The sequence below is a fragment of the endosymbiont 'TC1' of Trimyema compressum genome, from assembly GCF_001584725.1.
Classification (GTDB): Bacteria; Bacillota; TC1; order TC1; family TC1; genus TC1.
In genome coordinates this window covers 497,734-509,924 of record NZ_CP014606.1, presented here as the reverse complement: position 1 = coordinate 509,924, position 12,191 = coordinate 497,734, and the positions used below count along the sequence as shown (strand labels likewise).

Sequence of the window (12,191 nt, the reverse complement as noted above, 5' to 3'; positions counted from 1 at the left end):
TAAAAAAGCCTAAGTAAAGCTTTCTGCTAATCTTTTTCTTTTCTATATTTATCATAGTCTCTATAACCTAAGATAAAAGCGACCCGTCCTGTCGTAACAGCAGATACTAAGAAAAATGTTATCAAATATATTTATGTCATTATTTACCACCTTTTTCTTTTAAGCCTCTGAAGACCTGTTCAAAAAGAGCATCCATTAAAGAGATTCTATTATCTTTTTTTACTCTTCTCATTACAAATGTCCAAGCACCTTGAATCATCACTAAAAAAGACATAGGACCTAAAAATAATGTAAAGTACGGATTATAATAATAGGAATCCCCAATATCCCCATGTACTAGAGATGAAAAGGAGCGGGTCACTCCACAACTTGGAGAAACCATATTTAAAAGCTTGTTCAAATGAGCAAGGCTCTCCAGTTAAAAAATGGACCACAGGCACCACCATAAAAGCACCAATAAAAAGAATATAAACTATAATTCTTATTAATGCTACTTTTTCTTTTTTGCATTGACATAACCTCCTTCTCAAGGTTAATATTTTAGCTGATTTTTGTCAATGTATTTCCTATTATTATGTGTTATAATAATGGTGAATATATTAAGTAGTGATAAAACATTACTTAAGGAGGGATTCATTTGAATAACAGAAAATATTGGGGCAACAATGCCTCTCAAAAAACAACACATCAAGCATCTGATGTAATCAAAGCTGAGACTACAAAGAAAGTAGAGGAAGTTACACCTGAAAAAAAAGACTACTGATAATCAAAAAACAACAAACCAAAATGATTCTAAAGGTAAGTCAAAAATTGCGGCTGGACTATTTGGAATTTTTTTAGGATACTTTGGTATTCACAACTTTTATTTAGGATATACAGGAAAAGGCATAGCACAGCTTTTATTATCTACTGTAGGGGGCCCTTTTGCTTCACTTGTGGTTTTTCCAATCGTCTTTGCTGCAATCCGGGGGCCTTGTAGAAGGTATTCTTATTCTAACTGGTAGCATTGATAAAGATGCTAACGGTGTGCCATTGGTAGACTAAAAAACACACAAAAAGAAGGGCTTTTATTTTAAAAGCCCTTCTTTTTTATTTATTTTAAAATGTTTGCTTATTTTGCGTCTAGAGCAGCCTTTACTTTTTCTTTAGTAATAGGCAACTCACACATACGAACACCTAATGCATTAAATAGAGCATTAGATATAGCTGGTGCAACAGGGTTAACAGGTAATTCTCCCATGCCTTTTGCTCCAAAAGGTCCTTCAATTTGAGGTTCTTCAACTAGAATAATCTCAATATCAGGCATATCTGTAATTTTCGGCACTTTTAGCTTTGCTAAATTATCTGTAACAATTCTACCTTTATTAGTTACAAATTCCTCACTTTGTCCGTAGCCAAGTCCCATTGCAACACCACCCTCTACTTGTCCTTTAGACTGTAAAGGATGAACGGCTTTACCTAAGTCTTGCGCCGCAATTACTTTCAACACCTTATACTCACCAGTAATTTCATCTGCTTCTAGAATAACGCCATGAGTAGCATAAGTATAAGAATAGTGAATTTTATAATTAACTGGGATATCTCCTTCTTTAGGCGTATTATCTTCAGCTAATGGGCTTGTTTGTGGTGGAATGTATTCATATTCTAATTCCATAGGGCCTGTTTTCCCAACAAGTTCTTTAAAGGTATATGTTTTTCCATCGCTTTTACTTTTAAAACCATCTTTAACGTATTTAACATCACTAGCTTTAATGCTAAAATGCTTCTCTATTTCACGTCTCAATGCACTGTCAAATTGCTCTGCAACTGCTTTAGTTGCATTACCTGTCACAAAAGTCTGTCTTGAAGCAGTGGTTTCCTCACCATCAGGGCAAATTGGTGTGATATTATTAATTACATCAATAGAGCTATAAGGAATACCAGATGCTTCAGAAGCAATTAAAGCCATTGTTGTGTCTGGCCCTTGACCAATAGAAGCGGCACCATGTTTTAAGAGAATGGTACCTTCTTGAGTCAGCTCTAAGGCCGCTCCTGCACCATCTTTTAAACCAATACCAATACCGACATTCTTATAGGAACAGGCAATACCAATACCAATTTTTTTATTTTCACCACTTGGCTTATAATCATCTTTAATTTCAGCTAAGCGCTTACTTACTTTTTGAATACACTCAGTTAAGCCAATACCAGTTTCCATAGTTTGTCCTGTAATACCTTGGCGACCTTCTTTTAGCGCATTCTTAATTCTAAGATCTGCTGGATCCATACCTAATTTTTCAGCCATCATATCCACTAGGATTTCAGCACCAAATGTTACTTGCGTACTACCAAAGCCTCTAAAAGCTCCACCTGGAGGTGTATTAGTATAATGACCAATACTATCTGTATGGGCAAAAGGAACCTCGTAAGGCCCATTCATTACAACCCCTGAACGGAATACAACAGGTCCACCTAAAGAATCATAAGCACCACCATTAACATCTGCTCTTCCTTCAAATGCATAGAAAGTACCATCATTTTTACAACCGTACTTCATTTTTATATTTTCACCATGTCTCTTAGTAGAAGCAGCAATAGACTCTTCTCTAGTCATTACAACCTTACATGGTTTTTTAGTATACATGGTTCCAAGAGCACAGTGTAAATGAATTAATGGTTCCTCTTTTCCGCCAAATCCACCACCTGCTGGTGTTGTATTTATAATAATTTGTTCAGGTGTTAAATCAAGGGTTTGCATAAATTGATTTCGCATATCATATGCCCCTTGATGAGACATAAATACAATAAGTTGACCTTTATCATTATATTTAGTAACACAAGCCTCAGGTTCCATATAAGCGTGTTCTACTGGCGGAACCTTAAAAGCAGCTTCTACAATAACATCGCATTCTTTAAAAGCTTTTTCTGTGTCGCCTCTACGAATTTTAGTATGACTAGAAATAGCTTTATCTTTGTGCAGAACAGCTTTATTCTCTTTTAAAGCATCTTCAATAGTATAGACCCCTTCTAATTCCTCATACTCAACTTCAATTAGTTTAGTTGCTGCTTCAGCAAGTGCTAATGTTTCTGCAAAAACTGTTGCTACAGACTCTCCCATATAGAGAGCTGTATCGCCTTCTTCAACCATTACACGTTGATGAGGGTTTAATAATCCAAAGGTTTTTCTACCAGGAATATCTTTAGCTGTTATTACTTTTACAACGCCTTCAGCTTCTTCAGCTTTTGATGTGTCAATTTTTTTAACAATAGCATAAGGATATTCAGTATAGAGAACCTTACCATAAAGCATTTCCGGAAACTCTTTATCATCTGCATAAATAGGTAATCCTGTTGCTTTAGCATAAGCATCTTTACCTACTACAGATACACCCATACCACCTTCTTCTGGTAAATACTCTACTGGTTCTCCTCTAAGAATTTTAGCTGTCATATTGACTGCATCAATAATTGCTACATATCCAGTACAACGACAAATATTAAATTTCAAAGCAGTTCTGATTTCCTCTTCTGTTGGATTAAGATTTTTATCCAGTAATCCTTTTGCTGCCATAATAAAGCCTGGAGTACAAAAGCCACATTGAATAGCACCTGTGTGAATAAAACCAATTTGTACAGGATGCAGTTTACCATTTTTAGATAAATTTTCAATAGTCTCAATAGTTTTGCCTTCGACCTTGCTCATTCTCACTGTGCATGATCGCTTTGCATCACCATCAATAAGCACTGTACAAGCGCCACATTGAGCTTTATTACAGCCATTTTTAGCACCGAATAAATTTAGTTCATTTCTTAAATAATTAAGCAATGTTTCTTTTTCGTCTACATTCGCTGTAATACTTTCCCCATTCACAATAAATTTTGTTTCAATCATGTCTATTCCCTTCTTTCTCCTATTGAATCGATAATGCCACCTCTACTGGTCTTTCTTTAATTTTTTCCAAGATTTCTTTCTTCTGCCGTTTTTTCTACAGCTTCTAACACTTTTTGATACCCTGTACAACGACAAAGATTACCCGATAAGCCTCTTCTAATTTCTTCACGAGTTGGATCTGGATTATTATTTAAAAATGCTGTAGCTGATAGAACTAAACCCGGTGTGCAAAAGCCACACTGAATAGCACCCATCTCTACAAAATTACTTTGTAAATCTGACAGCCCACCATTTTCATCCTGAATACCTTCAATAGTTGTAATTTCTTTTCCATCTGCCCAAACAGCTAAATAAATACAAGAATCAACTACACTTCCATCCATAATAACTGAACATGCGCCACATTCACCAACGCCACAACCTTGTTTGACTCCCGTTAACTCTAAGCGTTTTCTCAACATTTCAAGAAGAGATTCTCCTGCTTCAACCATTAATGTGTGCGTACGCCCATTAACAACACAAGTAATTTGTTTAGACATCGCCCTCACCTCCTAAAGCAATTTCAATAGCCTTTCTAGGCAACGTTTTAATTAATTGTTCTCTAAATGCTTTAGAAGCTCTCCATGAATCTCTGGCCCTCGCACTTTCTAAACAACGTACGCATATTTCCTTGAGCACTGTATTACTAACTGGTTTCCCCTTGGCAAAGGCTTCTGCTTCTTCTGCTCGAATTGGTGTTGGTCCCGCTACCCCAAAAAGCAATTCTCATGTCATCAATAGGTCCACCTTGCTCTTTTAAAAGTACTGAACAGCCTAATGTGGCTATATCCATAGCTCTTCTTTGACTAAATTTAATATAATGACCTTTATAATCTTTGTAATCTTTTTCTTTAATTTTAAAACCTTTTAAAATTTCATTCGATTGTAAATCAACTTTTCCAGGTCCCAGATAAAACTCACTAATAGGCAATTCTCTATTTCCATTTATCCCAGTTAAGCAAACAATAGCATTAAATACATAAAGAGTTGATGCACTGTCTCCAGAGGTAGGCCCGTTGCAAACATTGCCACCAATAGTACCTGCATTCCTTACCTGTGGTCCACCTACAGTGCCAACAGCAAGCAAAGCTTAAACTACCTAAATACTGCTTAACTAAATGTGAATTTTCAACTTCAGTAAAAGTAGTAGTTGCTCCAATAAAAATTGTACCTTCATTATCTATCCTAACACCTTTTAAATCATGTATTCTCATAATACCAACTAAGTCTCTGTCTATATATCCTCTTTTGCGTTCTCTTGTTTTTATCAGAACATCTGTACCACCAGCAATAATTCGAGCACTGTCGTTGCCAGATAATAATTTCACGGCTTCATCTAAAGTAGTAGCTTCTTGATAACTTCTTATTTGATACATAACTATAACCCCCCTACTCTTGCTCTAAAACACACGCTTCAATAATATCTTGCGGTGTAATTGGAATTTTATTAAACTCAACATCTAATGCATTTAAGATAGCATTTCTTATAGCTGGCGCTGGTGAACAAGTCGGTGGCTCTCCCAAAGATTTATTGCCATAAGGTCCAATAGGATCCTCTTCTTCAATAAAGGCACAATCTAAATCAGGTGTATCCATAAATGCGGGAATCTTATAGTCTAACAAATTATTGTTAAGAGGTTCCCCTGTAGTCTTATCATAATTAAGCTCTTCAGCTAATCCATAAGCAATTCCCATAGACATACCTCCATGAACTTGCCCTGCTGCAAGAATAGGGTTAATAATTTTCCCTGAGTCATGAACATTTAAAACACTGAGTAACTTCACTTTTCCTGCATCCATATCAATTTCCACTTCAGCAAATGTAGCACCATAAGGATATGCATTATAGAGGCATTTATTAGAAACATCAACCCTTAAGCATTCACCTTTATTAATATCGTAATATGATTTTAATGCTAAATCACCTAAAGATGTCACCAGTTTTTTATTATGCTTATAAATAATGTTTCCATTTACAATATCAATAGCGTCTTTCTCAATACCTTAAAATAAAACAGCTGCATCTATAATTTTTTCTTTTAGTTCTTGGGCTGCTCTTTTCACCGCCATACCTGTTACAAAAGTTTGTCTTGAAGCATAGGCACCAGTATCAAAAGGCGCAGTATCTGTATCTGCAATGTTATCTGCATATACTTTTTCAGGTGAAATACCAACGGTTTCAGCAACCATTTGCCTAAATACAGTATCCGGGCGACCCTTGACCGATTTCAGTTGCTCCAACCATCATCTTAATACTGCCATCTTGATTTAAAACTAAACGACAGCCACTTATTTCTAAGCATTTCGGATAGGTCCCATAAGCATAAGTAAAGGTTGCTAAAACAACGCCTCTTCTAAGATTACTAACATCCTTACGGTTTCTATAGGCTTCAACTAATTCCATTTTGTCATCCCACTTAAATATCTTTTTACCTTGAACTAAGCATTTATCAAGATGGTTGCTCATGGGAACAATATGAGTTACCTTATTAATTTCATCATTAGGCGCAATATTTTTTAAACAAAAATCCAAAGGATCCATATTAAGAGTTCTGGCAATTTTATCCATATGGCTTTCTAAAGCAAACGTAAGTTGTGTGGTACACCATAACCTCTCATAGCACCCTGCCGCCGCTGTATTGGTATATACAGTAGTAGCTTCATAATGTAAATGATCCATTTTATAAAGGCTAGCAATAACACCGCCACCTTTAGGCACCAATAGCATGTCCATGAGATGCATAAGCACCATTATTGGATACAACATCAATTTTTGCACTCTTTATCAAGCCTTCATTAGTAACACCTATTTTAATTTTATATCCTAAAGCATGTCTCACACGAGTCCATGCTAAACCTTCTCCTCTTTGTAATTCAATCATTACTGGTTTCCCGCCAACAGCCATTGACATGGCCATTACTAAAGGTTCAATAGTAACGTCTCTTGTTTATTCCCAAATCCACCACCAATAAATGGCTTGATTACTCTAAATTGGCCCCAAGGTATGACAAATGCCTGACATAATACTCACCTGCAAATATGGGGAATTTGAGTTGAGGAAACACAGACCCATCTTCCATCAACATCTTGATAGCCATAGGCCACTTGACTCTCCATATGGCAATGTTGTACAGTTTGAGTTTGATAAGTGTCCTCAATTACCAAATCTGATTCATTAAAACCTTTATCTATATCTCCGAAACCAGAGACTGTATGAGCAATTATGTTTTTACTACCTTCATGAATTTCCACGGCATCTTCTACCATAGATTCCTCAGGCGTTAAATAAAAAGGATATTCTTCATATGTAGCAGTAATTTTTGATACTGCAATTTCTGCTGCTAGCGCAGTTTCTGCTATAACAGCAGCTATTTCATCTCCATATAAGCGAATTTTTTGTTAAAATATTTCTATCAGCCACATCAGCAGAATTAGAATCTAGTACATAAGGATGGCCCGCTGTTGCAAAAGCAATATTAGGCACATCATCTGGTGTTAATATTTTAACAACACCAGTAACTTTTAATGTTTCTTTAATATTAAGGACTCGTAACAATTCCATGTGTAATTGTACTTCTGGCAATTTTTCCATGGAGCATTTTTTTTAGTTGGAATATCTTCTGTATATTTAGCTTTCCCTATAACTTTTGAAACGGCATCCCATCTTTGAATATTTTCTCCAATTACCTTGAAATCCACAGGGTATTCCCTCCTTCTGTCTAACAACCAACTTGAAACACATATACATATGGAAAACAAACCCTCTTTCAAGGGTTTGTTTTCCTAATAATTTAAATACGGTTCCACATAGCAGTAGATAACTCTTTACATCTTGCAACTATTTTCTCTTCATCAATACCTACAAGTTGTCTCTCATCCATTAGAATTCGACCATTACAAATTGTTGTATCCACATTTCTGCCACAAACACCAAATAAAATATGTCCATTAATGTTATTCTCGTTAATTGGTGTAAATTGTTTATAGTCTAAAATAATTATATCTGCATAAGCACCTTCTTCTAAGATACCAATTTTACCTTCTAATTGCTTGCCGGCAATTTTTCTGTTGTTTTCAAACAACATTGCTGGTGGTTCTCCCCAGCCTACACTAGGTAGCTGAGCTTCATGTTTATGAAGTATATTAGCAACTTTATAGGATTCAGTCATATCAAAAGTATAACCGTCTGTACCTAAACCAACCTCTATTCCTTTTTCCATCATCTTCAATACTGGAGCAACACCAACAGCATTTCCCATATTTGACTCTGGATTATGAACAACAGATACGCCACTGTCCTTAAGCATTTTCATTTCAGCATCTGTAATATGAATACAGTGTACAGCAATACTTTTTTTATTTAAGACTCCTGCTTTGTGCCATCTTTCAATAACACGCATATGATATTTAGCTAAGGAATCAGCAACATCTTCAATGCCTTCTGCCGCATGAACATGAAAGCCAACACCTACACTGTCAGCACCTTTAAGGCATTTTTTTAAAGTTTCATCTGATATTGTCATTGAAGCATGTAGCCCAAACATAGCTTTAATCATATCGTCTTTCTCTTCATTGCAATACTTAGCAAACTCAATATTTTCTGCAATGCCATCATCTGCAATTTTAAGACCATCTCGATCAGAAACTTCATAACATAAATTTCTGCGAAGACCCATTTCTTTAGCTGCTTCTGCAATTTTAAACAAGCTTCCTCTTGCAGCCATTGGACTAGCATGGTGGTCAACTGCAGTAGTTACACCACATTTGATTTCTTCCAACATAGGAATCAGAGCACTGTAATAAACATCCTCTAATGTAAGTTGTTTATCTAAACGCCACCATAATCCTTCAAGAATTTGACTGAACATTGTAGCTGGCGGACCATCTAGTGATAAACCTCTACCATAGGTACTATAATAGTGTTGGTGAGCATTGATGAATCCAGGCATTACTAAACGACCTTTCACATCTTTATACTCAGCATCTTTATATTTCGCTTTTAAATCTGCTGTTTTACCCACTTCTTTAATCACTTTACCATCAATTAAGACAGCACCGTCTTCAATGTATGGGTTATTGGCATCACGTGTGAATACTTTTCCGTTTCCAATTAATATCATGATTTTTCCTCCTATAAGCTCATAGTATAATAATCATAATCTTTTAGAACTGTTTTTAATACAGCTGACATTTGATCAGAAATTACGCCTTTTTCATCTAAAGTATAATCAACAATTGAACCATCTTCTTTTCTAACTTTAAATGTTTTATCTCCTGTTTGTACAAATCCTTTGTTAGTACTATTAACAAAGTCTTCTTCAGTCCAGAATAATGTAATTTTATCTTTATAAGGATTACCTGTATGCGGACAGAAAACACCACAGTTGCCACACTCATTACACATTCCATCAATATGAAGGATTTGATGTTTTTGATTGAAGCCACTGTCTACTTTTACAACTACATTAGCTCTATTAGGACAGACGTCACAGCATATTTCACAAATTTGGTCACAAACTAAACAGCGTTTCCCATCGCTTTCATCTCCGCGTTTGTCAGCTAGAACACCTTTTCTATCGTAAATAGTCTTCTCGTCTTGTGGATATGAATAGCGAACAAAGTCTGCTTTCAAGCCAACTTTTCCTAAAATATCTTCAGCAATTACTTTACCATCTGCAATAGCTTTAACAATTGTAGAAGCACCAGCTTTACAGTCTCCTGCAATATAAACACCAGCTAAACCACTCTCATTATTAGTATTGATTACTGGGTAACCTTTTGAATCTAATTTAACACTATTCTTCTCAAATAAAGTAGTGTCAATTCTAGCTCCTGTTGCACCAACAACAGTATCGATATTAATAGTTGTTGTTTTACCTGTTCCTTTAACACTCTTACGTCCTGATGCATCTCTTTCACCAAGCTCCATGTATTCACAAGTTAAAACTCCATCTTTATAGCTCACTGGGCCAAGTAATTCTTTAAATTCAACACCATCTGCTAAAGCATCAGCTTTTTCTTCAGGTTGAGCAGGCATAAAAGCTTTTGTTCTTCTATAAACAATCATTACTTTCTCAACCCCGGGTACTCTTTTAGCTGCTCTTGCACAGTCCATCGCAACGTCTCCGCCACCAATAACTGCTACAGTTTTTCCTAAGCTTATTTTTCCGTCATTAGATTTAAAATCTTCTAAGAAAGCTAAAGCATCTTTTAGGTTTTCGGCTCCTTCTTTAACAGGAGAAACCCCTTCTTTCCATGCGCCAATTGCAAGAACTACATAGTCATAATCTTTTTTAAGATTAGCTACACTAATATTTTCGTCAACACCAAATTCAAAACGCACACCAGCTTTTTTAGCCATATCTACATCTTTGTTAATAATTTCATCAGAAATTCTGAAGCCAGGAATTACATATTTGACAATACCATATGCTTCTTGTCTTTTTTCAAAAATAGTTACATCTACGCCATTTCTTCTTAGAAATAAAGCTGTAGCCACACCACCAGGTCCAGCACCAACGATAGCAACCTTTTTATCAGAAGCAATATTGGCAACTTTCATAGAAGCAATAAACTTATCTTGTGCATTCATAACTGCAATTTTTTTCATGTTGCGAATTTCAAGTGAAGTGTCATAATCAAGTCTTGTGCACTTATGTTGACATTGATGGTCACAAATAGTACCTGTAACTGCAGGAGAAGCATTATCAGTTGCAATTACTTTGAAAGCCTCATCATATTTTTTATCACTTACAAGTTGCAAGTATTCTGGAATCTGTTGGTTAATAGGACATCCTCCATCTTTACATGGCGCTTTAGCACAATCGAAAAGAAGTAGAACAGAATCTGTTTTTCTAGATTCAACTGGACGAGCAGATTTTAAATGATGCTTATTATTCACAACATCTGTAGCTAACGTATTTAAAGCCTCTAAATCAATTCCTTTAAATTCGCCTTTCATTGCGCCTTCAACATCATCAGCTAATTGCTTAATTCTTTCATAGCCACCTGGCTTTAAAATTGTTGTTGCAAATGTGATTGGTTGAATACCAGTCTTAATAATATCTTCAATGTTGAAATGATCAGCTCCACCTGAGAATGAAATAGGTAATTTACCATCAAATGCTTTTGATAGTTTATTAGCTAGACTAATCGTTAGTGGATAAAGGGAACGACCTGACATATACATCTCTTCGCCAGGTAATTCTTTGTTGTTAATTGGCATTGCAAAAGTATTTGTTAATTTAACACCAAAAGATAAGTTCAGACTTGCGCCAAACTCCATTAAGCGTTTAATCATAGCAATACCGTCATCATATTGTAAATCATTATCAAAATGATGTGTTCCAAATTCAAATCCGTAACCCATCTCTGATAAAATATTTTTTGCAAATTCATAGCCTAATAATGTAGGATTGCATTTCACAAATGTGTGAATATTTTTTTCCTTCATTAAATAACGGGCAATTTTTTCAATTTCTTCTGGAGGACATCCATGCATAGTTGATAATGTAATAGATTGACAAATATTAGGTGAAATTGCCATTACATCATCTTTAGTTACATTTTTAAATTGTCCTAGGTTGTTTAAAAGATATTCTTGACATTCTTTAAACACTTTAGTATTTGAAGCATCTTTCATCCCTTCAATGTAACCATCAATTTTAGGCGTTTGAATACCAGCTAAATCATAGCCAACACTCATGTTGTAAGCAAAGTCTCTCTGATTGCTAATGCCTAATTCTTTAGCAATTACCTGAACAGCAAACCATGCCTTAATATATTCACTTTGAGCTTCTTCAACTGTTAATTCAGTTGACCATTCAACGTTAAAGCCTTCATCTTGTGCATTAATACATGGTCTAGGAATACAGTTTCTTAATTCCTCACCATCCATAACTTGAACTGTCTTAAGTTCAATAAAACGAGATCCTGCTAAGTAGGAAGCTACGATATTTTGAGCTAATTGTGCGTTTGGTCCAGCAGCTGGTCCTACAGGAGAACTAATTTCATCGCCAAACATCACCACATTTTTACCGCTTTTATTTTTATACATTTTATCTTTACGAATTCCAAAAATAGAGCCTTGGTCCTTGTATTCATCTAACATCCACTCAACCATATTTTCGAAAGGAATCATTCTCATTATTTCACTCATTGTTTAGTCCTACCTCCTTGGCGTTTCTAACTTATTTAATGCGCTTTTTTCACATCTATTTGTGTAGAATAAGAGTTCCACCGGAACAGTGGAACTCTTTCTATTGTTAAAAATTGTTTTTA

The 12,191-nt window shown here is 35.5% G+C and carries 11 protein-coding genes and 3 pseudogenes; 2 read left to right on the top strand and 12 right to left on the bottom strand.

The window, feature by feature from the left end; translation table 11 throughout:
* Window positions 1-139 precede the first annotated feature (139 nt).
* Entirely contained in the window at window positions 140-400 is a 261-nt protein-coding gene (locus tag AZF37_RS03250) for a DUF2752 domain-containing protein (protein ID WP_088369547.1), read from the bottom strand.
* Between the two features lie 237 nt (window positions 401-637).
* Between AZF37_RS03250 and AZF37_RS12230 the strand changes: the two genes are divergently transcribed.
* Together AZF37_RS12230 and AZF37_RS03245 are read left to right on the top strand one after the other, a co-directional pair.
* Complete coding sequence (locus tag AZF37_RS12230; RefSeq protein ID WP_281178905.1) at window positions 638-763, top strand: hypothetical protein; 126 nt, start codon at window positions 638-640, stop codon at window positions 761-763.
* 37 nt (window positions 764-800) lie between these two features.
* Window positions 801-1,044, top strand: a pseudogene (locus AZF37_RS03245) (TM2 domain-containing protein); the annotation flags it as partial.
* Window positions 1,045-1,111: 67 nt separating this feature from the next.
* Here AZF37_RS03245 and AZF37_RS03240 read toward each other — a convergent pair.
* The 11 genes and pseudogenes from AZF37_RS03240 to ygfK all read right to left on the bottom strand — a co-directional run bounded on the left by AZF37_RS03240 (window position 1,112) and on the right by ygfK (window position 12,069).
* A complete protein-coding gene (locus AZF37_RS03240; protein ID WP_088369546.1) occupies window positions 1,112-3,871 on the bottom strand; it encodes a molybdopterin-dependent oxidoreductase in 2,760 nt (919 codons plus the stop codon).
* 56 nt (window positions 3,872-3,927) lie between these two features.
* Window positions 3,928-4,410 (bottom strand): xanthine dehydrogenase subunit XdhC, encoded by a 483-nt coding sequence (gene xdhC, locus AZF37_RS03235; RefSeq protein WP_088369545.1) that lies wholly within the window; start codon window positions 4,408-4,410, stop codon window positions 3,928-3,930.
* On the bottom strand, window positions 4,403-4,633 hold the full coding sequence (locus AZF37_RS12225) for a hypothetical protein (RefSeq protein WP_425425443.1): 231 nt from the start codon (window positions 4,631-4,633) through the stop codon (window positions 4,403-4,405). Before AZF37_RS12225 ends, xdhC begins: the two co-directional genes overlap by 8 nt.
* Window positions 4,557-5,286: pseudogene (locus AZF37_RS13150) on the bottom strand (FAD binding domain-containing protein). Before AZF37_RS13150 ends, AZF37_RS12225 begins: the two are co-directional and overlap by 77 nt.
* A 13-nt stretch (window positions 5,287-5,299) precedes the next feature.
* Window positions 5,300-6,100, bottom strand: a pseudogene (locus AZF37_RS12210) (molybdopterin cofactor-binding domain-containing protein).
* A 4-nt stretch (window positions 6,101-6,104) separates the two neighbouring features.
* The gene (locus AZF37_RS12205; RefSeq protein WP_281178904.1) at window positions 6,105-6,644 is read right to left on the bottom strand and encodes a molybdopterin cofactor-binding domain-containing protein; all 540 of its coding nucleotides are present in this window, start codon (window positions 6,642-6,644) and stop codon (window positions 6,105-6,107) included.
* A complete protein-coding gene (locus AZF37_RS12200; protein ID WP_281178903.1) occupies window positions 6,622-6,828 on the bottom strand; it encodes a molybdopterin cofactor-binding domain-containing protein in 207 nt (68 codons plus the stop codon). Before AZF37_RS12200 ends, AZF37_RS12205 begins: the two co-directional genes overlap by 23 nt.
* Window positions 6,829-6,938: 110 nt before the next feature.
* On the bottom strand, window positions 6,939-7,178 hold the full coding sequence (locus AZF37_RS12195) for a molybdopterin cofactor-binding domain-containing protein (RefSeq protein WP_281178902.1): 240 nt from the start codon (window positions 7,176-7,178) through the stop codon (window positions 6,939-6,941).
* Window positions 7,179-7,284: 106 nt separating this feature from the next.
* Window positions 7,285-7,503 carry a hypothetical protein gene (locus AZF37_RS11480; protein WP_245612035.1) on the bottom strand — a complete coding sequence of 73 codons (219 nt, stop codon included), beginning with the start codon at window positions 7,501-7,503 and terminating at the stop codon, window positions 7,285-7,287.
* 199 nt (window positions 7,504-7,702) lie between these two features.
* Window positions 7,703-9,031, bottom strand: a complete 1,329-nt coding sequence (gene ssnA / locus AZF37_RS03220; RefSeq protein WP_088369544.1) for a putative aminohydrolase SsnA — start codon at window positions 9,029-9,031, stop codon at window positions 7,703-7,705.
* A gap of 11 nt (window positions 9,032-9,042) precedes the next feature.
* On the bottom strand, window positions 9,043-12,069 hold the full coding sequence (gene ygfK, locus AZF37_RS03215; RefSeq protein ID WP_088369543.1) for a putative selenate reductase subunit YgfK: 3,027 nt from the start codon (window positions 12,067-12,069) through the stop codon (window positions 9,043-9,045).
* Between the last annotated feature and the right edge of the window lie 122 nt (window positions 12,070-12,191).

Coding starts and splice junctions, on each gene's coding strand:
- AZF37_RS03240 (WP_088369546.1), bottom strand. CDS start 3,871: ATGATTGAAACAAAATTTATTGTGAATGGGGAAAGTATTACAGCGAAT.
- xdhC (WP_088369545.1), bottom strand. CDS start 4,410: ATGTCTAAACAAATTACTTGTGTTGTTAATGGGCGTACGCACACATTA.
- AZF37_RS12205 (WP_281178904.1), bottom strand. CDS start 6,644: ATGGACATGCTATTGGTGCCTAAAGGTGGCGGTGTTATTGCTAGCCTT.
- AZF37_RS12200 (WP_281178903.1), bottom strand. CDS start 6,828: ATGGCCATGTCAATGGCTGTTGGCGGGAAACCAGTAATGATTGAATTA.
- AZF37_RS12195 (WP_281178902.1), bottom strand. CDS start 7,178: ATGGTAGAAGATGCCGTGGAAATTCATGAAGGTAGTAAAAACATAATT.
- AZF37_RS11480 (WP_245612035.1), bottom strand. CDS start 7,503: ATGGAAAAATTGCCAGAAGTACAATTACACATGGAATTGTTACGAGTC.
- ssnA (WP_088369544.1), bottom strand. CDS start 9,031: ATGATATTAATTGGAAACGGAAAAGTATTCACACGTGATGCCAATAAC.
- ygfK (WP_088369543.1), bottom strand. CDS start 12,069: ATGAGTGAAATAATGAGAATGATTCCTTTCGAAAATATGGTTGAGTGG.